This is a genomic window from Pseudomonas kermanshahensis, from assembly GCF_014269205.2.
GTDB classification, from domain to species: domain Bacteria; phylum Pseudomonadota; class Gammaproteobacteria; order Pseudomonadales; family Pseudomonadaceae; genus Aquipseudomonas; species Aquipseudomonas kermanshahensis.
The window spans coordinates 1,184,696-1,208,481 of record NZ_JABWRY020000001.1 but is presented as its reverse complement, the minus strand read 5'-3'; the positions used below and the strand labels follow the sequence as shown (position 1 = coordinate 1,208,481).

At 56.8% G+C, this 23,786-nt stretch carries 9 protein-coding genes; 3 read left to right on the top strand and 6 right to left on the bottom strand.

Features of this window, described 5'->3' with window-relative positions; genetic code table 11:
• Positions 1-27: 27 nt before the first annotated feature.
• From HU764_RS05595 to HU764_RS05570, 6 genes are all read right to left on the bottom strand, one after another.
• Positions 28-3,945, bottom strand: coding sequence for an RHS repeat domain-containing protein (locus HU764_RS05595; RefSeq protein ID WP_186703679.1), 3,918 nt, complete (start codon positions 3,943-3,945; stop codon positions 28-30).
• A 42-nt stretch (positions 3,946-3,987) separates the two neighbouring features.
• Entirely contained in the window at positions 3,988-4,461 is a 474-nt protein-coding gene (locus tag HU764_RS05590; RefSeq protein ID WP_186679572.1) for a hypothetical protein, read from the bottom strand.
• A 1-nt stretch (position 4,462) separates the two neighbouring features.
• The gene (locus tag HU764_RS05585) at positions 4,463-7,504 is read right to left on the bottom strand and encodes a hypothetical protein (RefSeq protein ID WP_186679570.1); all 3,042 of its coding nucleotides are present in this window, start codon (positions 7,502-7,504) and stop codon (positions 4,463-4,465) included.
• 86 nt (positions 7,505-7,590) lie between these two features.
• Positions 7,591-9,816: a hypothetical protein gene (locus HU764_RS05580; protein WP_186703678.1), complete on the bottom strand. Its 2,226-nt coding sequence runs from the start codon at positions 9,814-9,816 to the stop codon at positions 7,591-7,593.
• A gap of 20 nt (positions 9,817-9,836) precedes the next feature.
• The gene (locus tag HU764_RS05575) at positions 9,837-12,332 is read right to left on the bottom strand and encodes a hypothetical protein (protein WP_186703677.1); all 2,496 of its coding nucleotides are present in this window, start codon (positions 12,330-12,332) and stop codon (positions 9,837-9,839) included.
• Between the two features lie 29 nt (positions 12,333-12,361).
• Positions 12,362-14,143 (bottom strand): hypothetical protein, encoded by a 1,782-nt coding sequence (locus tag HU764_RS05570; protein ID WP_186679561.1) that lies wholly within the window; start codon positions 14,141-14,143, stop codon positions 12,362-12,364.
• A gap of 195 nt (positions 14,144-14,338) precedes the next feature.
• Here HU764_RS05570 and HU764_RS05565 point away from each other — a divergent pair, with 195 nt between their 5' ends.
• The 3 genes from HU764_RS05565 (at position 14,339) to HU764_RS05555 (ending at position 23,773) form a co-directional block, all read left to right on the top strand.
• On the top strand, positions 14,339-19,255 hold the full coding sequence (locus HU764_RS05565) for an RHS repeat-associated core domain-containing protein (protein ID WP_186703676.1): 4,917 nt from the start codon (positions 14,339-14,341) through the stop codon (positions 19,253-19,255).
• 78 nt (positions 19,256-19,333) lie between these two features.
• On the top strand, positions 19,334-21,364 hold the full coding sequence (locus HU764_RS05560; protein WP_186679557.1) for a hypothetical protein: 2,031 nt from the start codon (positions 19,334-19,336) through the stop codon (positions 21,362-21,364).
• A 198-nt stretch (positions 21,365-21,562) separates the two neighbouring features.
• Complete coding sequence (locus tag HU764_RS05555; RefSeq protein ID WP_186703675.1) at positions 21,563-23,773, top strand: autotransporter outer membrane beta-barrel domain-containing protein; 2,211 nt, start codon at positions 21,563-21,565, stop codon at positions 23,771-23,773.
• The last annotated feature ends 13 nt before the right edge of the window (positions 23,774-23,786 follow it).

Sequence of the window (23,786 nt, the reverse complement as noted above, 5' to 3'; positions counted from 1 at the left end):
ATGATTGCAACCCATTAATGCAATCGCTCAAAGCGGTGACGTACCGCTTAGAATGTTTTCTGCATCGTAATGATAGGAAGCGCCGACGCCAGGCTCATTGGCACTCCCCGCACGCGGTCGAACCTCCAACAAGCGGTTGAGCGCGTCGTAACGCAGCGTGCGCCCCACCTCATCAGTGGTCAAATTGCCGTTAAGGTCATACCTCAGAGCAATGTCTTTGTCGTAACTCGCGTGGGTGTTGGTAATTCTCAGCAACTGCGCTGGATCCTCCCTCTTTGCGGGGTCGCCAAAGTAATACCGTGCCCGGTTTGAACCGACAACGAACGTGCTGAGCACCAGCGTGATGTTATCGATATCACTGAACGTAAACACCTGCGCCTTGATCTTGTTGCCATACGGGTCCTGAGGCCAATAATGGTCGTCTGGATTTTCCGGTGAGCTGTTATCGGCCGCCGTACAGCTGTATCTGACCAGGCGGCCTCGCGTATCGTAGACATACCCTTCCTGGCGCAACAGTACGCCTGCAGTCACGTCTTCCAGGTGCCGCTCAACGATACCGTCGAACGCATCGTACCATTGGGTCAATCGCTGCACGTTGCCATCGCCAAAGTTGAAAGTACGCGTGACCTCCCTGTCGAAGGCGTCGTACTCCAGGCTCGTCGTCAATTGATTGCCGGTAAGGATATCTGTTGTGGTGAACGTCTGCGTGCGCCCAAACTCGTCATACGTGAAATCAGCCTGAAGCAATAACGGGCCAACAACACTTGCGCGGCGGTGTTTCGTCGGTAAAGCCCCCTGCAAACGAGTCTGTTGGAGCCGCCCGGCTTCGTCGTAGTCGTACTGCTGGGTTTGTCCGAGCACATCGGTATAGCTGAGCATCCTGCTGCGGTAGCTGTAATCATAACGCATCGTGTACTTGTCCCCCTCCACGACACGCACTTCGGACTTGACTTCGCCGTGGGTGAAATACTCACGGGTGACCGATTGATCCGGCACATCGCACTTTAACAGGCGCGCGTTCTGGCGATCGTACTCATAGTTCGCTGCAATACCGCCCAGCACCCGCTTTGTAGGCTCTTCATTCAAAACCGGCGAGTACTCATACGTCACCTCCTCCCCACTGGGCATCGTCACCCAGCGCGGTTGAAGTTCGCCGTCCTTATACCTGAATGTCTGCTCGCGATAGCCTGTAGTCGCGCGGGTGCGTCGGCCCAAGCCATCGAACGCCTGCGTGCCCAGCAACACGGTGCCCACTTTGATACTGACGGGCAGGTCATCGCGACTGTGGCCTGCGTAGGTGCGGTAAACGATCGCCCCGCCCGGCAAGGTATGTTCAAGGATGCGATCGAACGCATCGTAGCCGTACTCATTGATGCGCGTAGCGTCACCCTCTCCATCACGCTCTTCGTGCAAGCGGCCGAGCCCGTCGTACCTCAGTACTTTGAGGCTTTCTCGGTGTTTGATCTGCTCGTCACCCTCACCTTCCACGGTGTACCGCTCAAGCCGTGTCGGTTCCTCGAACAGGTTGAGCCACGTCTCCGACACACCGCTGCTCCTACCATCGGTACCGACACGCCAGCGCTTGGTGATGGGCCCTCTGTGTTCGGTTGTCCCCAGTGGATCAGTCACTGCAAAATTGGCCACACCGTCTGGCCCAGTTTCACAGGACTGTTCGCCCCAGTCGTCGTACTCGAACGTGCTGGTGAGTTCGAGCAGCGCGTCGCCCAGCCAATCGATCTCAGTCTGCGTCTGCAGTTGTCCGAGCCCATTGTAGCGCGCACGGTAGATAGACCGTGGCGCACCCGCAAAGACCCGGCTGTCATCGTCATTACGCGCTTCGTAGACGACCTGGTTCAATCCATTCACGACTGAACGGGTCTTGACGCCCTTGACGTCGAACATCGACTGCTCAGCCCTGTCGTTTGCATGGGCACACAGGTGGTACTCATATTTGCGACTCGCCTCGTACTGTGTACCCGGGCCAACCGTCTCGAACGTGACACGTCGCAGTGCGTCGTACGTGTAAGCAATCTCCACATCGCTGTCATCGCGATTGAGCACTGGTTCGCCGTGGATGATCGAGTGTTGCAAGGTAATGATCTTCACCGCACCATCGTAGCCTGTGATGGTTTCCTCGGTTTGCACAACGGGCTCATCGGCATCGCGACCATCAACCAAGCTATAGGCATATGACTTAGTTGTGCTCAGCGCCCCATCCGCCCCTGGGTAACTGAGCACATTGCGTTGTATCCGACCGTGCAAGAACGCATCGTCCGGATCGTTGAAAATCGTGTAGCAGGTTTGCTCCAGCAATCGTTCATCCTGTTTGAGCGTTTCACTGTCGACTTGGTGCCTGCCGTAACCCCTCCACGCATTATCCGGGTCGTCCTCGTCGTATTCGCTATCGAACACTGCCGGTAAACGGATATAGGTGTAGTGCCGGGTCAAGGTCGGTGCTTTGCCAAATCCTGTGGGCGCGGGTGCAAGGGTGGCCTGCTTCAGGTGGCGTACAAAACCTTCCGGGTCAGGCGGGCATGCATTTTCTTCGCCCTCGACGGGGTACCAGACATAGGCTTCCTCGACCTCATTGACGCGCTTGCGCCAGATCAGATTGCCGTAGTTGTCATAGGTAGACGCTACCGATTGCGAGCGCGGCGGCCATGAGTTGTCTACCAGCCTCCAACGCTTTTGTTCCTCGGTGGCCAACTGAAAGTTGGCAGGTTGCTGCTCGAACGGTCTTTCTTCATTCACGGGGTACGTGTACAACGTGTCCTGCACCGCATTCCCCTGTCGGGTGCTTTCTAGTGTCAACAGGTGAAAGCGGTTGAAACGCCGCTCAGTGACTTTGACCGGTATATCGTCGACCCACTGTGTTTCCAGCATTCCGTAAACAAATCGCCCTTGGCGTTTATAAAGGTTATCGAGCCCGTCGTCTTCCCCCCACGGCGTCGCATCATCGCCCAGAAAGTTATTGCGCCCCCAGCCGTCTGGCTCGCTGTTGTCGTAGGCATAACGTACATCGATCAGGGCGTGTTCTATTTCCAGCTCTGGGTCCGCTTTACCTAAGGTTTTCGTATGGCGATTGACGCGTGGCAAGGCTGGCCGGCCACTGGCGCTCGGGAAGGGGTGTCCGCCATCGGTGTACTCAAGGTCCTCCCGCGCCCCCGTTGGCGTCCTGACCCAACTGACGGAGAGGTAGTTCAGGCTGGGATCATACTGATAACCAAGCTCCCAACAGGCAGCGTTGGCGGTTGGCAAGATGATTTTCCCTACCCGATTGTCACTGCCCTCCAAGGTGAGGATAAATCGCGCAATGGAACCGACGCCCAGCGAGTGTTCACGGATTTCAACCCGCCCGCTGCTACGGTTGATTGTGAGCAATTCATACTCTGTCCCGTCATAGTCCACCTCGCTGACCGAAGCTAGCATCCTGTGGTCGCTATCAAAGGGGACATACTTGAGTTTCAGCTTATGGCCCAACGTCACCAGGCCAACCGGCAAGGCAACGCGGCCGCCCTGAAGTTCGAGAATTTCCTTGAGCCCCGAGCGATGCTCTACGCGAAAACGGGTGGTCGCCCCCAGCGCGGCATTGCCCTCTTTGTACACGTGGAAACTGGCGATTTTCTGCTGAGGTACCGTCAGGCGTTTGTCCTCGCGATTACTGTCCTCGAGCCGGTAGGACTCCCCCGAACTCAAGGCCAGCACCTGATTGTGTGGGGTATATTGCGTCAGCCCAAGGTTCCAGCCTCTGCCGAACCCAGAATCGGCAGTATTAAGCGGGTTAAACGTAAGCGCGACGTTGAAATCAGGCCCGTTCAGGGCATAAGACTTGAGACTCGGCAAGTCGATTGACAGGGTATACAGCCCGGTACGGGGGTCTACCCCGCCCCGGGTAAAACTCATGAAACTAAAGGCATTGGAATGGACGGACGTGACATTGCTCATGACGGCGAATCTCCAGAAACACCTGCGTGACAGAACGCGTATTCAGTATTCATATCCAAAGCAGGACAGCTTTCCATCGATTTTCCCTCTTACGACTTTCCGTTCGAGACGCAGGCCAGGCTTCACCTGGTCACCCACATCAGATTCATCAAGCTTCTCAATTTTCATCCATTCCGTGCCCAGCGGGTGCTTTGTGCCTTTCACGGTAAAGAAGAAGTTCCCGCCGCTTCCACAATCAGGATCGTCCGCTAGCCAAAGTAGTGCTGCAGAGGGGAAATTCTCCACCTTAAAATAGTAGACTTGGTCGTTACCGCAGGCCATATCCTTAAGATGGATTTGTTTTTTGGTACTCCAACTAAACTCCTTGGTGCACGACTTACCCGGGTTTTGGTCTTTATCATTAGCAAACGAAATTTTCACGGTGTTACTTGACTGTGGCGTAGTCTCCGCATAGGCGCATCCGAACGCCAGAACAGTGACTGTACACAACGCGACACTCCATTTGAATGCGCTCATTTTAGCGATCTCCTTGATTCGAGAGAGTGACGCCCACAAACCGACTGTGTTTCAGATGATTACGATGTCCAACGATTGATTCTGGCAAGAATGAAATCTTTCGCTGATGTAGATTTCCGTTTCGGTCACGCAAGCGCACTGCCATTTCTCTGGAGAGCGTTGCGATGGCGTCGTTCTTTTTGGAATCGATCCAGCTCACGTCATCGCGACGATGGTTGGTAATGATCAAGGTCTCGACTTCAAACTCCTTGAAATCCACGGGAATTTCCAAATCGATCAAGGATGGGAGCTGCTTTTGCAATGCATCATCAAACCTTACATGCGTCGGCGGTTGAGTATCCTTATCCGTTTTCGCATAAAATATCCAACCTGTGAAACTGACCCCTTGTTCGCTGCGGTGGTTGTTCTCCCAGCTGAGCGTACTGACATTTAACTTTCCTTCCACATCAGGCGGCAAGGTTTCCAGCCCAGACGGGACAAACTCACAGGTCATAAACGCCGACAGCTTATATTTTAACTTCCAGTAATCCACCGTACGCGGGAACAGGTAGAAATCATCGTGCCCGGGAAGGTCAGGAAGTTCGTAATAGTTACCACCACCGTCTACGCGGTATCCTTTGAACGAGTAGAGATCGTCATCCGTAAAGTCAGGAAGCGGCTTCGCCGTCACCTCAATTTTTGAATTAGTATCGCTGGTGCTATTGGAGTAGAACCACTCATTACTGTCAGACTGCAACCCTGAATAAAACGTAGGAATCTCACCTGCCGTGCCCAGGGTATGCAAATAGAACGTCGAGGTTTGCTCCGTCGCAGACCTCGTCGTCGGCAGCGACGAAAGCAGATTGCCAGGGATGGCAGGGTCGAAGCGATTACGGAGCTTGCGCGTGGCCCAACGGAGCTTACCAGTCTCTATACCTTCAGCGTCTTCCAGATCAGGCAGTTCTTGACGGGCAGCGCCCTCAAAAATACGAATACTGTTGAGTTCTTTGATGCTCAAAGGGTAATGCTTGCCATCCACTTCTGCCGTATCAACCGTCACCTCGATCTGCAGTTGCTGGAACCCATTAGGGAAGAGCGCCCCTGTCGTGCCCAGGTTCGCACCGCCTTTGACCTTGATGTTGTGAACCCTTAACGATTTCCAAGTAGGTTCTTGCTGCATTTGAGATTGCTGCACCACGCTGTAATCAGTGGCATAAACCACACCGTCCTTCAACACTTCGCAGAGCACTACATTGTTTTGGGTTTGGGTGTTGTCCGAAGCCGTAAATTGCCCGCTTTGGTTGATCGCACCCTTCCCAGCCATAATTCGCCAACGCTTGGGCAGCGTCGACAACATGCCCGAGGTCTCTGCCAGCTTCACACTGGCCTGGGATTGCAACCGCGGCACGAAACGCGGCTCAAGCGCGAGCAGTTGTTGCGCATTGACCATGACCAGGGCAGCCGTGCCCTCTTCGCTGTCCTTCGCCTGGATCTGTTGAACCGCCAGCGGCCTCAAGGTGGTATCCGCAAAGGGCACAAATACCGCCGAGTGCCCGTCGGTGACACCCAGCTCCCCCTGCTCAGCGCCTAGCAATCTCCAATCAATGGTTCCTGACCCACCCGTTTCCCAGGCACTGAGGTGAATTTCTCGTTGATTCGGGGCGAAACTGACGACCCGTGGCATCAGCTGGAGCCGTTCATAAGCGACTTGCACACGTGCAGACGCGATATACGTCTCACCGCCTTGATCAAACTCTGCCGTGACCAGCACCGTGAGGTTTTCGTGGCCAATATGGTCCACATCAGGCGCGCTATAGAGGCCTTTGGCTGTGATTTCCCCTTGCGCGGCAGCCGTATGATTAGTCAAGCCGGTGATGCTCCAGCGGCTGGCTTGCTGCTCTCGACCTGAACCGTCATACAGTTTGAACTGCACGTGCTCACCGGCATGAATGACGCGGCCAGAGGGCTGCACAGTCATGGTAGTACGCAGTGGATTGATGTTGCCAAACACCGCGAGATCACACGGCGTAGCTCGCTCGCGCTCGATGAATTCGTGGGAGGCCGGGAAGAGTATGCTATTGAGCAATACCAAATCGATTTCACTGGCATGCCCCAGCAAGTGGTCGGAAATCACCAACGTGGCGGAGTAGTCACCATCGGGTAGCAAATACGGAAAGTGCTGGTCGGGTGATGCACCGTCCCGGCCATCTGCGCGCACGCGAATGAACACCAGTACCGCACCATCACCATAATTCATTGCACTTCTGACCTTCGCACCCGGTGCAGCCTGAGTTCGCAAAATAAACCCGGTAGGGGTCAGCGGGCCATATCCGTCAAGGTCGATAATCCCCAGCTCGAAAAGGCTGCAACGTGCCGGCAACCCTTTGAACCACTTGGCAAGGCTGGCAGTGAGTTGGGCATTGAGAACGCGGTTATCGGCAAACAGGTTGCACCGAAACGAACTGCCCTTGGCAAGGTCAAGCGTCACCCTGCCCCGGCGGTCCACCGAGCCAGTTACCATGGCCAGGTCTACATCGATCTCCACCTTGAAGTCCATGGCTTCACTGAAGTTGAATACCGAGAACAGCTTACTGTCGTCCCTGTTGGTACTCGAACAGGTGCCGGCAATGATGCTCATCGTCAGGCGGGCCCTGGAATTCGTCACCGAAGCCGTGCTGAATGACAGCAGCGGCGTACCCAGCTCGATATTCGTCAGGCTGATTGCAGTGGAGGGCGCTGAGGCACGATCGTTCTCAACTGCAGCCCCCTCATCGATATCTAGCGAGAGGTGCACGCGCGAATCGCTGACACGCTTGGCGCTGACCGAAGTCAATGAGGGGGCGCTACTGACAAGCTCGGGCTGCCCCCCAGTTGCCTCCCGCGCGCCTGTGCTCAGTTCAAGTGTCAGCAGTGGCAAATCCCGAGGGCCACCCAAGCGGTCTAGATACTGCTGGTGCAGCAACCGGTTGAGTCGCTCACGGCTATACACCGCCACGGCTCCCCACCCAAGGGTGACAGACTTTCCCCACATACGCGCCAGCACTTCCAGCATGGAATTGGACATGGTTTAATCCTCTTGACGATGCATCCGGTTCGATGCGTTGAATGATCACTAACCGATGGCGGCGTTACACGCCCTGCACGGCTGATTCAGTGGGCGTACCAAGTGCCCCTGCAGATCGCCAAACGGCGTATCGGGCAAGATGGCCGTAACAGTGCATATGCAAGGGAGCCGTCATCGGGTGGCCAGTAGAGCCCAGCGTCTTCCAGGAAGCCGTCACCGAGCAGCTGTTTCCAGATCACCTTTTTGGTGAAGTCCGTACCGTTGAAGGACGCGCTCAATTGAACGCTACCGTCAGGCTTTGGTGCTCCTGCCTCTAGATACAGAAGAGGCTCTTCCTGCATGACCAGCACATGAACATGAGTGAGCTCACCCGTTTCACTGTTCTTCACCTCGATCTTTTCCAGCAGATAGGCCCCCTCATCCAGCTGCCAACCGGCCGTGTAGGTGCAACGGCGGCCGTCGTCACTGGGACTCACTTGCCCGCTTCCTTCCTGCTCAATGACACGCCACTGCGGGTCGCCACCCAGAGCGCCGGCGGTGAATGTCAGCTGATCGTCGAAGGAACAGACACGGATCTGCGGATTGGCAGTGATGCCCTGTGGTAAGACGGTCAGCATCGAGGTGCTGCGAGCACGGGTCTGGTTATCGGTCGCCACCACCAGCACACGGGCTTGGCGATAGCGCAACGCATGGGCCGGCGGGGCGCTGTAGCGGCCAGATACAGGGTCGATTTGCCCAATGTCCCCCGCATTACCGGGCATCCCTTCCAGCGCCCAGCTAACCGAAGCAAAGGGCGATTCGACCCTGAACGTATGAGTTTGCCCAGGCGATAGTCGTATGCCTTGATCAAGAATACGCAGGCGTTGAGCATTGCTAGCGATCGACCCGAACAACGCCAGGCCATGCGGAAGCTCCACATCCTGTCCAGCAAAGCGGTTGTTTCCGGCCAGGCTGAAGCCCTCGAGCACCCTTTCGGGGATTCTCGCCGTAAGCGTGCGCGACAGCCCTTCAAGCAGTGCCTGCTTGAGTACTAATGCGACGAACTGATTGACCTCCTCACGCAGCGCCTCGGGAAGATTGCCTTCAAGCCCCTTACGCAGCGTGACCTCAACGTGCTCCGGCCAAGGCCATGCCACCTGAGCCATGAGCAAGCCGCCATCTGCCTCTTGCTCGGACGGTCGGAAGAAATAGAATCGATGATGCAGGCGAAATTCGAATGTTCCAGAAAGCCCCCGCCAGCCCTCTTCGCCCTTGGGTTTGTAGTCGAAGCCAAGGTCGCACTGAGAGTGCCAGTTCAGTTGCACTTCATCCTCATCGAACTCGGCGCGCAATGGCGTATCGCCTATCCACGCCTCAACGCTGAACCGCTCCGATTTGAACTCAAAGCGGTTGCCCTTGTGTTCAAGCCCAAAGACCGGAAGCTTTCCAGCAGTGGCTTGCATGCGTTCAATCACACCCTGCGGTGTCAGGCGGTAGTCGATCATGCCGCCTTCGATCATGGCCTCGAAGGCATAGGCATAGGCGGCCCGGTGCAACAGCCGCCGGGAGAGCAAAAGAGTGACCGGCGCACGCTCCGCCATCGCATCCGGCAGCAGGAAGGGTAAGTCCGAATCTTCCCTCGGATACTGGCCCACGGGGCCGTGCTCAAGCGCTGCAAAAACAACCAGCGCACCTTGCTTGTCAACACGACTGGTTTGGATCCGTGCCCCGATACCCCGCACCTGGAGGAATGGGTTATTGGATGTTGCTGAAACAGCCGCCAGCGCGTAAAGGCCACGGTCCTCAGGCAAGGTTTGAAGGAAGTCTGCAAGCTGCTGGCCACCTGCCCAACGTTCCTGAAGACTGTCACCCACATCGAACTCAAGGCTTTCAGCTTCAGGCCGTTTCAGGTCTAACCCAAGGCGAAGTGCCTGGGTATCAAAGCGCGTGCGCCCTCGCACCTGCAAACTGTCGAGCGCATCATGCGCAGAGACGGCCAGCACATCGTAGAAGTCATCCTCAATGATGTGTGTGCCGCCTTCCACCGCCAAACTGAAACTTACCCTGGGGTTATCGTAGGAGGCCACACGCCAGTCCAGAGACGGCGCGGTGAGCCGGTAGTTGTTCAGCACATGCGTTTGTTTGCTACTGGGAACCCTGATACTGAGCTGTTCCCAACCCACATCCCGTCCTTGAATGATGTGATTGATTTGGGCTTGCTCAACCAGTGAGCCGACCGTAGCGGGCGACATCGCGAAAATGAAATCCCAGTCCGACAGGTGTGGATTGCGTTTCATCCACTCCAACAAGGCCAATAGAGAATTACCAGGCATGGCGATCACCTCAAATGCGTTCAGGGCTTGGGCGCTTCAGTAGAAGCAGTGGAGGTCTGGGTGCTAGTGGCCAGGCGGCGGCGTCTCGTGACCGAGGACTGAGCTTCATAGGCTTCGATCGATGCGTCCAAAGGGAGTGGCAAAATAATGAAGCCTTCGAGATCACCCCATTCCTGGCTCTGGACACGCCCTGCAACTACGGCAAACCGGTCACGGCTGTTACGCTTGACCTCGTAGCGGTCCTGGCTGATGGTTCCCGGCCCGTACACTACGGACCACTCGACATCCTTTTGCTCGTCAGTGCCGACCCAAAGGGCTGGCCGAACCCAGTCCGTTTCGATTGAACTTCCCCACTCTTCGGGTGTGACCGGCATGGGCTTTTTCCGCTTCATGCGCGTTACCACACACGTGCTGCGCTCGCCGTAGACACCTTTATTACGGACCGTGATGACGTCGACTTTGAATGCGTCGGTGCGCGAATCCGCACCTGCGATGTAAGTGTTGGCAGCACCTGAGGCATCTGGGTCAGCCAACCGACCATGAGGGTTCGCGTTAGCGAACGACCACTCAATGTCGACCGTTCCACCGTTCCCGGCAGTCAGTTCCAGCGACTCACCCGGCGCGGTCACCTCAAGCAACGGACTCAAGGCGATGGCATGATCGACCACGGTAACCAACGCTGAACGAGTCACGGCTGTGATTGGGTCCGTCGCGGTAATGCGTACTTGCGTGAAACCGCCTTTGAACCCAAGGGCAAACGGAGCGTGATAGGTCCCGTCGGGGTCAATGCTGCCGACCTCATCTGAAAACACCTGCAAGGCATCGACTTGCCAGCGCACGTTATTAACCGGCGGCTCGACCTTGAACTGTAAAGTGCCACCGGGCTGGAGAACGGGCTCCATTGGATGGACCGCAAAGTTATTGCCATCTGGGCTGACATTGCCAAAAACGGCAATGGCTTTAGCACCATGCACTTCATCGCCCACAAACGCATTACCAAAGTTAAAATGCAGCGTTTCCTTGACCAAGGGCTCAAGGAGCTGGTCCACGTTTAAATCCATGGCCAGCTTCTCCCGCAACAGCCCAACAACCTTATCCTCCACCGCTTTGCGGATAGCGTAGTGGTAAATCGCACGTATGAAGTTCTTGTGAAAATCGCCTAATCCCTTTCTCAAGCCTAATGACTGAGTGTTTGACGCTTCTAACCCGCCTGGCGACGCCTCTTCAAGACCGTCGAAAATAAAACTGGACAGTTCATAAGCACCGCCCTGACGGTCGGCACGACGATAGGCAATAAGGCACGTGATGTCCTTATTAATATTAACGACCTTGAGATCTGGGAAATCGTCAGCCGTGTGGAGGTTGTAGTTGTCTCTTAACGACAACATTTTGGCGCTGGCATTAAGTTTCATTAGCCACGTTACACGGGCGCCATCGTCATCGACTTCAACTCGAAGAGGTAACGCAGACACCGGCCCCCTCAAAGTTTCCATGTCAATTTCTACCAAATGACTAGGCCCTAGTGAAATAGGCACAGTGGCATTTATCATCGGCGATGAAATGACTCCCCAAAACTCACTTGCCCCTGTGAGCACACCCTTGGAATCTGCATCAATTTGATAACGTAGCCCGGAGGGCATCATCGGTATCATCAGTGACGTTAACCGCCCAAGCAGATGCTCCAGGATCAAACGGCGAGCGTTGAAAATTCCAGCGGCCGAAAAGTCCTTCGTCCCTTTGTCCGGGATCAAGTACCGAAAATCAGAGTTGCTGTCCGGCATGCTACCGCCTAGGCCCTTGTGCATGCGAATGAACGCAAGCATGGCGCCATCCCCTTCCTGGGAGCCCTCGGCAGCCGGCGCCAAGGCACTGGCTGGCTTGGCCTGCGTTCGCAATTTGAAGGACTCAGGGCGCAACAGGGGCCGGTTGCCCGACGCAATGGAGCCAAGCGGCCATACGCGCTGCTCATCCGGGAGACGCTGGAACAACTCTTTGAAGAAATTACCTCCTAACTCTCGCTCCTCTTCCTGATTGGAGAAGGTGAGCGTGAAGTTGTCGCTCTTGCTGAGGTCGAGCATGATCGCTCCCCCGGCCGACACATCGCCGGGGACATCATCCAAGCGCAGATCCAGGCGCAACTCCGGCCCCGCCAACGGTCCAATCCAATCCAAGCGCTGCACATACCAGTGGCTGACATCCTTCCTCAACCCCAGTTGATTACCCCCGATAACAGCCATGCGCAACCGCGCCTTGGCATCAAACAGGTCAGCATTCTCAACCGACAACCGGGGGTGGGCGAGAAGAAAGTCATGAATAAGTGTCTTTGACTCATTGCTCACACTCAGCTCGCCATTGACCGGCTCAAGAAAACTTTGAGTATTGAAGCGACGAATATACTCCTGCGCCAACAGCGCATTGAGCTTGCCACGGTCAAGGGCCACAATCGCGTCCCAACCAAACAAACGGTCGTGTGCGCGCAACCACTGCAATACACTTTCAAGGGAAGTTGAAGACATGCTGCACCTCTCACGGTTCACGTGTGGTATCAAGCGATGAGTAAAATGTCGATGTGGCGGAAGCTTTTGAAACTGCGCCCACCGTCGAAGCTGACATTTGCCGATATCCGAAAATGTGTATTCACTTCCAGCTGACTCAGGAACGTAAGGGGTAAAGACGCCGAAGCGAGCCCGGCTTGATACTCGTCCCTGGTAATATCGGAGTCGCGCATCGACCAGCTGGCAGCGGTCTGGGACACCCCTTCTGCGACAATGCGCAACCGTTGCCCCTCGGCCATGAACGGCCAACTTCTCAACGTGAACAGCGCATCTGTATTAGATTCGGCAACTTCAGCCAAAGAAAGCTTCCCACCTCTGACTTGCATACTCTGTATGGGTGGAAAACTGCCAATCCCCAAATCAGCGATGCGCAGGTCGAACGGGTCTGAATCTTGTGGCCATTGGTCGGGTAGCGTAACGGTGTAGTACAAGCTCACGCGCTTGCCTAAGTTGGCGGGAATCGTGCCGGGCGGGACATTGAACAAACGGGGGTCGCCAACCGAAACGGGGAATTCCAGCGTTTCATGGCCCTGCCAAATCAACTTGACCTCCCCCCCACTGATCTCCGCGTTACCGGGAATACGCACTGTCGCGCCACTGCGTAAATCGGCCGGGTAAACCACGCCCTGATTTTCTTCACCTTCAGGTATCGAGTTTTCGACGATGGGCGCCGACAAAACCAACGGCTTACGCAACACCAACCCCAGCGCGTGCGAGTGCCTGTCCAGGTGTCGGCGGGCGTACTGATAGCTGATTGCGAAGGGCTTACCGAAGTTTTCGACATTGCTGACCCAGGCACGGTCGATTACCGCCATGAACTGGCTGTCCAGCGAGGTATGATCAACACGTGCGGCATAAACGACGCGCTCGACGCCTTCGATGTACACGATCAGTACATCGCCCATCCTCAATTCGGCGTTAGCCGGTATGATCAGTTCAATGCCATCTGGAAATGCGTCTGGATCCAGCGACCCACCCGAATGCCCTTTGACGCGCGGTGCCTCTAGCAGCGGCTCAGAAGGCGGTCGGCTGTAAGGGATATCAAAACGCTGCACTGAAGATTCAGTAAATCCACCGTTGGCATACTCAATGCGGTAGTGCAGATCAGCAAATCCATCTTCAAGCACGGCGATCTGATCATAGGGCAAGGTCCAGCTCACAGGGCGGCCAACATCTTCCGGCTTTAACGTATAGGAACGTACATACGGCTCAAACGGATCGTCTTCAGCAAAGTACCCCAACCACGTCAGTGTCAGAACGTCACCTGCTGTCATGGCCTGATAAGGGGGGGTTACTGCCGTTGCATCTTTATCTTCCAAGTCTTCGATTGCGATCTTCAAATCATGGGATTGGCGTACCTGAGCCACCCCCAACCGCAACCCAGCGGGTACGGGACGGTTGACGCGAAACGCGAGGCGCTTGGACTCCTCGCCTACAGCCCCGCCTGGCCCATCAAGCGCATAAGAGTAGAAAACATCGCCACCGTCCAATTCGCTCAGAATGGGGTATGGGATGTCGAGTTTGATGCGCCCTTCGTCATCCAGTTCTTGAACTTGAACACGGTCGACAATATCCCGCGCCTCACCGATTGCAGTGCGGCCCCACCAACGAATATGAAAGAAGTCATCAACGCTCATGGCCGGGGCCGGCAAGTACGTTGACAAGGCGCGACCGGCCAGCAGCGCGAGATCCACAGACTCAGTGTCGGGGTCTAGATAAGGTTCAGGGATGTGGGGTATGTCCATTGATTTCAATTTCTTATGGCGCCGCATGATTTCACCCTCATTGAGCGCTTGTGCTCGTTGAATGTGAGGAAGTATTAGCGCCAAGGTCCAGCGTTGAATACTAGTAAAAATGCCAGGTGACCCGTACCGCTCAAACAGATAGCGTGATCAGCAGCAATCGACTCTGCACCGACAGGAAGGTGCTAGCGCCTTCCCTCTCATGCACACGGGGGTTACTTCAAAATGTCGACCAATCTGTCACTGCATTCCAACGCGATGAACTTTCTAAGTTTCATGAAAAATGGGGTAGATCCGCGCACGGGGCAGTACACGTTGTCGGTCGAACTTCCCGCACTGCTCGGCAACCGCCAATGTGAGCCATCGCTTACCTTGAACCTTGACTTCAACCCTTTAAACCAGGCGGACTCTGGCTACGGAAAAGGGTGGAACTTAAACCTGTCACAGTATTCGACCCAGAATCAGATGTTGTCCCTGAGCACCGGTGAGTCCTTCCAATTGACAGACAGTAGTTCGGGGCAACGCCTGGGCGTGAGAGAACAAAAGTTGACCAGCTTCAATGTCTATAAAGAGGGCAAAGACAGCCTGGACAAGGTCACGCGGTTTCGAGTGATGCACCGTTCGGGCGTGGTCGAGATCCTTCAGGTGCATGGAAAAAGCACTGCACTTCCGGTGGAGATTCACTCACCGAATGGCCGCAAGTTGTATTTGACCTACACACATTTCCAAGGCGATGACTATGTCGTCAACACCATAAAGGACAGTGGCCAGGAACCCTTGTTGAAAGTTGAACGATCGGGCGGCCAGGTGACATTCGACTACTTGCCTTTTACCAAGGGTACGGCCACATCGCGCTTGCGTTACACCATGGTGTTGGAGGGCATCGAGAATTGGGTCAGCCAAATCACGCTGCCGGGTGATGAACCCGCCACGTGGCAATTCAGGTATCGAAACGTGCTCGGCATTCTCTGCCTGGATACCGTTCATACGCCCACCGGCGCTAGAGAATACCTGTCATACGAAGATGGCGGTCATCCGTTCCCAGGCAATATCCGCCAAAACTTACCGCGGGTGACCCGTCACCGCATCGAACCACGCTTCGGCCAGCCGCCCATGGAAGTCACTTACACCTACGGCTTCATGGACGCAGGCGGCGTGTTTCGTAACCACAGTTTCATCGGCAGCGGCACCAACATCGGCTGGGACGATTCAGGCCGAGACAACCTCTACAAGTACGTCGGTCCGTACGAGTATCGCTCGCAGGAACAGGCCAGGGTCAACGGCAATGTTGTTCGCACGGTCGAGCGCCGCTTCAATCGATTTCATCTGCAGACTGCAGAAATCACCACCCAAGGCAATTCGGTGGCTGAGGTGCTCAATGAATACGCCTCTATTGACGACAAGCCATTCGATCAGCAGCCCGCCACCTGCCAGCTCATTACCAAGGAGCAACGTCGCTGGCGCCTTCTCGACAATACTTGCCCGCCCCGCAGCGAGTACATCGAAACGACATACGATAACCACGGAAACATACGCACAAAAAAACTCGCCAATGGGGTGATCGAACGTTTCGAATGGTATTCCGCCGCGGGTGAAGAAGGCTGCCCGGCTGACCCAGAAGGCTTTGTCCGTCACCTCAAGCAAAAAACCACCACGCCTGCGCCCGCGCTGGGGGACACGCCAGCAAGGGTGCAATACGAGCGTTATCGCTACCTCACCCTGCCGCGCTTGAACGATCCCGAACACGACGAAACCAATCCGGACCACGCCTGGCACAAACAGCAGTGGCATGCCGTGCATAGTGAGACCCTGACCGAACAAACCGACACCGAACAGGTTCTTTCGCAGGCCCGTTACTACTATGCAAATTCAGCCGGTGATCTGCTGCTGCATGGCCGCCGTTACATGCAGGTCAAAGTGTGCAATGGCTTGGAAACCGTCACGCAGTGGCACTTCACCCAGGTCGATGGACCCGACGCAGGCCGACCCGTCCTGCAGACGGAGCAGGTACTGATCGGCTATGACGGCACCCGTCGCAGCACCCTGGACCAACGCTCATTGCAGCATGGCAAACCCCTGCTGGTACGCAACGAAAACGGCTTAGACACCTGCTACGAGTACGACCCACTGCTGAGGGTAACCAAGGAAACCGTGGCACCCGGCACTGCCTTCGAAGCCGTGCGCGAGTATGCCTATACCTTCGCCAACTCAACTGACAAACACACCTCCCAGACGTTGACCAACGCGCGCAAGGTAAAGACCGTGACCTTGGTCGATGGCCTCGCCAGGGTCGTGGAAGAGCGTCGCGACAACGTATACGAGGGTTACCCACAACGCTTTCACACCACCCATACTCTACGTTACGACGCGCTCGGCCAACGCGCATCAGAAACGCGCTCGGACTGGCTCCACGCGCAAGGAGGCCGCGACCTGACCCAATACTTCGAGTATGACGAGTGGGGCCAGCAATGCTGCGTCATCGGCCCTGAAGGGGTGGACGCAACAGCGATCGGATCAGATGCCGTGCGTGTTTACGAAGTCACCAGCCCCCTCGGTAGCCGCGAGCATCCGGGTGGCCCGATCGTGACACGCTGGCGGCAGGTGGGTAAAGGAGCGGACAAGATCATCCGTGACTGGGAACAGGTCTGGCAGAACCTGTTCGAAAAACCCCAGCGCACCCTCCGCCTTGACGCATCGGGTGTGCAGTGCGTGACCCGAACTTACGCGTACGATGGCCTGGGCCGATGTGTAAGTGAGCTCGATGAGCGGTTGTATGCTACCGATTACAGCTATGACGGCTGGGGAAGGATGATCAGCACCCAGTTGGCGGATGGCACCCGCGTCGAACGCGACTACGCCCCTCATACCGAAGCAGACCTGCCCACCGGCATCACCGTCGTCCCTGACAATGCTAACCTTCCCCCCTGTCAGATTGGCGAGCGCTGGTTCGATGGCCTTGATCGGTTGGGCCTCAGCCGAACCGGTCCGCGAACCGAGTACTTCTACTACCGTGGCGGCGAATCGCAACCCCGCGAGCACAAAACGGCGGCAGGCGCCAGGGTCCTCTATGACTACAACCTGGCGCTTACCACAGAGCCGACCTCCAGCGTCGCTGAGGATGAGGAAAACGTTTTTGCCTTCAACCCGGTGAGTGCCCGTATTACAACCGCTGATAATGCTGAGAGTGGTCGCAGTTACGACTACAACATCGCCAATCAGATCGTTGAAGAGCGCTGGGTCAACCCGCAAGACGCAACGACCAAGTCGCGAAAATACCTCAGTTCCCTCGACGACCGGCTGCTGCAAAGCATTGAAGCCAATGGCATCACCACTCGGCACAGTTACGATTGTTATGGTCGACTGGCCACTACGGTACAAGGGACAGTGAAGGCCGACCACGCGTATAACAAGCTCGCTCGGCTGTCGCGCATCACCACCCTTGATACCGTCACGTCCGCAGAGTTGGTGACTGAACTCACCTATGACCACCGAGACCGAGAGTGCCGAAGAACCTGGCGACAGGCCGGCCGACCGGACCGTCTCCAGGTACAGAAGTGGGGCGAAGACGACTTGCTGACCTGCCGCGAGCTGACCGAAAACAACCAGGTCTTGCTCAGGGAAACCTTCGTCTATGACAGGCGAAGCCGCCTTACCACTCATAAATGCGAAGGCACGCAATTGCCACGTGATGCCCTGGGGCGACCGATCAAATCGCAGACGTTCGTGATGGATGCTTATGACAACGTCAGCACGACTGTCACTCAATATGCGGATGGTTCACGCCAGGAACGCGCAAGGTACGTCTACGCCGCCAACGACCCCTGCCAACTGCGACGCATCGAGTACACCCCGGCACGCCCCACCGGCAACTCGGTGCTGCGCTACGATACCAATGGCAACCTGATCAGTGACGAACGCGGGCGCACGCTGACGTATGACAGCCGCAACAAGCTGCTCTCGGTCGATGCCACCCGCTACCGCTACGACGGTTTCGGGCACCTGCAGGGCAAGCAGGATGCCAGCGGTGAAGAGACCATGCTGTTGTTCGACGGCGACCGCCTACGCCTTGCCGTGCGTGGCAGCCTGAACAGCCTGTACTGCCACCTTGGCGACTGGCCGTTGGCGCAGCAGAGCAATGACGGCAAGGCGCCGCTGTTGTTACAGACGAACGCCAGCCACAGCGTCATCGCCGAAAGCCTGGCAGGTGACCATCGTTACGCGGCCTACACGGCGTACGGTGCTCAGCCTGTGAACCTCACCGAACCGCTTCGCGCAGGGCTGGGGTACAACGGCGAGGTAGTGGACGCTGACAGTGGCTGGTATCTGCTCGGCAATGGTTATCGTGCCTACAACCCAGCACTGATGCGCTTCCATAGCCCAGATGTTCAAAGCCCGTTCGGCGATGGCGGATTGAACTATTACGCCTATTGCCAAGGCAACCCCGTCAACTTCCGCGACCCGACCGGGGCGTCTGCTATCGGATGGAGCGGTCGGTTGCGCGAAGTCTATGAAGACGACCCAAACAACGGGACGGTGGGCGACGGGTCGACGACGTGGAGAACGATCGGGCTCTGGATCGCTTACGGCATCGGCGTTGTGATCACGGCTGTTACCGTGGCGGTAGCCGTGGTGGCTACCGCCGGCGCAGCCACACCCGCGGCATTTGCTGCGGCGGCATTACTCAAGGTCACTGCCGCCTCACTTGCGACCGCTTCAACGGTCGCCGGGGGTATTAGCTTGGCGGATCCTAATAATCAACTAGCGGGTGACATTGCGCTCTGGACAGGGATTGCAGCGGCTGCGACCTATCTACCAGGGGCAATTAATGCGGCTAGACAGGGTATGGGACAAGGGTTTAAGGCACTGGCCCAACATTCACCAAAATGGCTAAGCCACCATGCGAACAGAATAGGGATGGGCATGCCAAAATTCATGCGGTATGGGTTCAACAGAGTCCTTGGAACTCGGATAGGTAGCTACTCCGTCGAAGCGGCCGAATATGCTAGCTTCTCGGAAAGAATAATACCACAAATAAGACTCCCCATAGCCATCCCAGAGTTTGGTGAGGAACTGGCAAGCCGCTCTCATCGACTATTCGATGCCCAGCTAATTTCAAACGCAACATCATCTATACGACATTAAAACTATCTTCAACGACATTGAGTACGCCACGCACGTATCTGCCCACGCATCCACCCGCCAGTCGAATGGAGCAAAACCATGAGCACACCACTCGCTTCATCCAACCCACGCAACACCGCCGAACAAGTTCGCCTTGATTACCGCACTGCACGCGAACAAGCCAGGCAATCACGCCTTGATGAATACGCAACACGTAAAAACACCAACCAGCCTCTGCAGCCTGTGGAGGTAAAAGACATGGTTCACCCCGACGGCACGTTGGCACGCAAAGCATTGGACAGCGACCTTGAGGTCACCATTCCCAGTTGGCAGTTGTTACCTGAAGATGGCGATACAGAGTATGTATACCTGCAACTTTCCAAAACGGGAGACACCGAGTCCGGCTATCAAGATGTCGCCTTCGAAACATTCAACGGGCCTACCGACGGTTCGATCTTCCCCTACCCCATGCACATCCCTCAGAACGAACTTCCTGCAAACGGCACCGTTCACGTCCGTTACCGTCATATCAACTTTGTGGGTCAACCTACTTTTTCCACTCCTCGCTCACTTATTTGCGACAGCCTGCCGCCGTGGGGAAGGGACGCTCAGCCCGAGGGCGTATTGTTTACCGCGCTGGTCATTGATGATTCGAACCTGGGTGCCGGCGTGCAAGGCACCCTCCCTGTCGACCCCCACGCCGGCGAGGGCGATACCTACGAACTGTATTTCCTCGACCGCTGGCCAGAAGAAGGCGACGATTTCGACAACCCTGTCGACAAGGGTATTGTACCTACTGACAGGTCCGTGGTGATTCCAGCTCACCACTTCACGTACAATGGGGACGGCAAATACCATGTGGCCTATTACCTTTGGGACAGGGCTGGTAATAAAAGTCGACTGTCCCTTCCTATTACGCTGAATGTGGTATTGGGTGATTTGCCCGATAACCTCAAACTTCCCACAGTGCCCCTGGCTCAACGCGATAACCTTATCGACCTGAAGGACGCGATCCAAGGCGTTACCGTGGAGATCGATCGATACGAGCACGCGCGCGAGAATGATCGCGTTGTGGTCCGCTGGGGTAACTCCGTGCTGGCCCCGGAGACCGTGGGGGTTAAAGATAAAATAACCGTACATGTCCCTAACCCGGTACTGCGCCGTGAGTTCGGTACCGCTGCAGGCCCGCTGACGACGACGGTCAGTTATCAGGTATTGCGCGGCGAGGTGCCTTTCCCTGCTGCCCCCTTGTCGGTGGCCGTCGAGGTCGATTTCAGCGTGGTCGGGCCTGAGCGCCCCGACCCCGACGACAGATGGCCTAACCCCGTCAACGATCAGCTCGTGGCACCGACCATTCGCGGGAAGGTATCTAACACCGACAACGTCCTGACACGCGCTGACAAAGAGCAGGATGCCACCCTGACATTTGCCCACTACCAGAACATCCTGAGCGGGCAGTATGTGGACTTTTACTGGGATGACGTGCGGGTCAGCGAGAAAGAATACGAGGTCGATACCAACGACCCTGATCCCATTTCGATCGATATCCCCTGGAAGTACATCCTGCAGGCCGGCAATAAACCTGACGTCAAGGTTTACTACACCGTACGTGCCGACATCGCTGCCCTGAATGAACAGTATTCCGTACCGCAATCGGTGAATGTGGATGCCATTGAACTCATCCTGCCGCTGCCCGGCTATGAGGGCATCGAGAACAATTGGCTGAACTGCGGCTCTTTGGCAGACCCGGCCAATCCAGGCGCGCCATTGTCACTTAGGGTGAAGATTCCAGATCTAAGCAACGATCTGAAGGTCGGTGATCGTGTGACCATGCACTGGGAACCCTGGATTGGTAGCAGTGACAACGATGGTTCCAGGCCTGTGCCCGGCGCCGCCGAAAGCAAAACCATCACACTGGACCCCGATAACATCGGTGGTTTCACCTGGCACATCGAACCTTATGCAGAGCGCTTGCTCCCGACATTCAACCCTTCGGTATCCATCAGGGCTCGGGCGCGCTTCCGCTACGCCAAGGAAGACGACTCGATCACGTCCGATTGGGCGGTGCAACGGCTCAGCCTGGCATCCGGTTCCAGTTCTTGCCCACTGCCGCCCCTACGCAAGCCGTAGTTAGCGAGGCCGTACCCACAGGGTACGGCCAGCTACTCCCCTGCCATTCAACGTGGGATTTTTCGCTTAGAGATGTAGGGGTTTTCCTACATCTTCGCGGAAACAAGGAATTTACGCTCGGCACCCTACCGATCCATCGACTGTTGGAGTCCTTCAGGATCACGTGTGTGACCTCACTTTCAATACAGGGTGCTCTCAATGACCAATCGCTCAACGCCCCAGCCCAACCTGCTGCTTCGCTTCGCGCCTACCTTGCTCGCCGGCCCGCTCTTGCTGCTTGGCACACCGGCGCTGGCACAGACCAACGTGACCAAGGACACTGTTATCAGCCCTGGGGCGCCTCTGGACAATTACCGGGTCATGAACGGCGCTACGCTGACCGGCAATGACGCCACGTTGCTCTATGTCGATGTCGAATCCGGCGCGTCGTTGGTGCTCAACGACGCCCAGGTCGATCCAGGCAGCAGGGGCGCGATCGGCGTAGCACTGGTGGGCGCCAATGCGTCCCTGAACCGCACCACGGTCACGGCCGCAGGCCGCGCTGTGACTGCGACCGTAGATAGCGCTGGCCGTGGCTCCCTGATCCAGGCCACGGATAGCATCCTTCACGGTGGCAACCGCGGCGCCGTGATTAACGACAGTCGAATAGAACTTGAGCGCAGCGAGCTGCGCGGGCTTGACGCGAACAGCGTTGGCGCAGAATTCTTCAACGGCACACTGGTGGCCAAAGACAGCAGCGTCAGCGGTGGACAAAACGGCGTACGCATGCGCGAAGCCCCCGGCGCGGCAGGCGGCGTTGCCACGCTGGTACTCGACAACAGCCTGGTCGAGGGCCGCGACGGCTCAGCGGTAGTGGTTGGCCGCGGCGCCGGGCGCCCCACCTCGGCACAGGTCGAGGTGCGCAATGGCGCCGAGCTCCGCGCCAGCAATGGTGTGCTGCTGGAAGTTGCCGACAGTGCCACGGCAACCTTGCGCGTCAGTGACAGCAACACGCACCTGGTGGGTGACGTGCGCGTGGCGCAAGGAGGCAATGCCAGCGTAACGCTCGAACATTCCGCCACCCTCACAGGCCGCCTCGACAATGTAGAGCGGCTGGCAGTGGACAGCGGCGCGCAGTGGGTTACCGTCGGCGACAGCACGCTCGCCAACCTGGCGATGGCGGGCGGTAGCGTCCGTTTCGGCAACCCCGGCGACTTCCATACGCTTTCAGTAGACAATCTGTCCGGCAACGGCACCTTCATCATGGAAGGTAACTTTGCCACCGGCCAAGCGGACCTGCTCACCATCACCGGTAGCGCCACCGGCGAGCACACGCTGCGCATCGACAGCAGTGGCACGGACCCCGTGGCCGAAAGCAGCTTGCACGTGGTCCATGCCGCCAACGGCGATGCCCGCTTTGCCTTGGAGGGCGGCCCGGTAGACTTGGGCACATTCTCCTATGACCTGGTGAGCAAGGAAAACACGGACTGGTACCTCGACCTGACCACCCGCAAGGTAAGCCCTGCTGCAGGCTCGGTACTGGCCCTGTTCAACAGCGCACCCACCGTCTGGTACGGCGAGCTCGGCAGCCTGCGTAGCCGCATGGGCGAAGTGCGCCAGAACAGCGGCAAAGCTGGAGGATGGATACGTACGTTCGCCAACAAGTACAACGTTTCGGCAGCATCCGGTGTGGCCTACCAACAAGCCCAGCAGGGCTTTTCGTTCGGTGCCGATACGCCACTGCCGATCGGCGACGGCAACTGGCTGGCCGGTGTGACTGCAGGCTACAGCAGCTCCGAACTGAACCTTGACCGGGGCACATCGGCCAATGTCGACAGCTATCACCTGGGTGCATACACCACCTGGCTCGACCCGCAAAACGGTTACTACTTCGATGCTGCGGCACGGGTCAACCGCTACGAAAACAGCTCCGATGTACGCCTCAGCGACGGCCAGAAAACCAAAGGCAACTACAACAACCATGGCGTCGGTGTTTCCCTGGAGGGCGGCCGTCATCTGAAATTTGACCAAGGCTACTTCGTTGAACCCTTCGCCCAGTTGTCAGCACTGGTCATCGAAGGGAAAGACTACGACCTGGACAATGGCATGCGCGCCGAGGGCGGCAACACCCAGTCAGTGCTGGCCAAGCTCGGGACTACTGTCGGGCGCACCTACAACGTCGACGACGCACGCATGGTTCAACCTTATGTGCGGATGGCATGGGTGCATGAATTTGCCAACGACAATGCGGTCAAGGTCAACGGCAACCATTTCAACAACAACCTTTCAGGCTCGCGCGGTGAAGTGGGTGTCGGGGTTGCGGTGGCCTGGGCCGACAAATGGCAGGCTCACGCCGACTTCGACTACAGCAACGGCGAGAAGCTCGAACAGCCCTGGGGCGTGAATCTCGGGGTGCGTTACAACTGGTGATTTTTGTTCATGG

Excerpts from the sequence above, each read along its gene's own strand:
- HU764_RS05595 (WP_186703679.1), bottom strand. The coding sequence starts at position 3,945 with ATGAGCAATGTCACGTCCGTCCATTCCAATGCCTTTAGTTTCATGAGT.
- HU764_RS05565 (WP_186703676.1), top strand. The coding sequence starts at position 14,339 with ATGTCGACCAATCTGTCACTGCATTCCAACGCGATGAACTTTCTAAGT.
- HU764_RS05570 (WP_186679561.1), bottom strand. The coding sequence starts at position 14,143 with ATGCGGCGCCATAAGAAATTGAAATCAATGGACATACCCCACATCCCT.
- HU764_RS05580 (WP_186703678.1), bottom strand. The coding sequence starts at position 9,816 with ATGCCTGGTAATTCTCTATTGGCCTTGTTGGAGTGGATGAAACGCAAT.
- HU764_RS05590 (WP_186679572.1), bottom strand. The coding sequence starts at position 4,461 with ATGAGCGCATTCAAATGGAGTGTCGCGTTGTGTACAGTCACTGTTCTG.
- HU764_RS05585 (WP_186679570.1), bottom strand. The coding sequence starts at position 7,504 with ATGTCCAATTCCATGCTGGAAGTGCTGGCGCGTATGTGGGGAAAGTCT.
- HU764_RS05560 (WP_186679557.1), top strand. The coding sequence starts at position 19,334 with ATGAGCACACCACTCGCTTCATCCAACCCACGCAACACCGCCGAACAA.
- HU764_RS05575 (WP_186703677.1), bottom strand. The coding sequence starts at position 12,332 with ATGTCTTCAACTTCCCTTGAAAGTGTATTGCAGTGGTTGCGCGCACAC.
- HU764_RS05555 (WP_186703675.1), top strand. The coding sequence starts at position 21,563 with ATGACCAATCGCTCAACGCCCCAGCCCAACCTGCTGCTTCGCTTCGCG.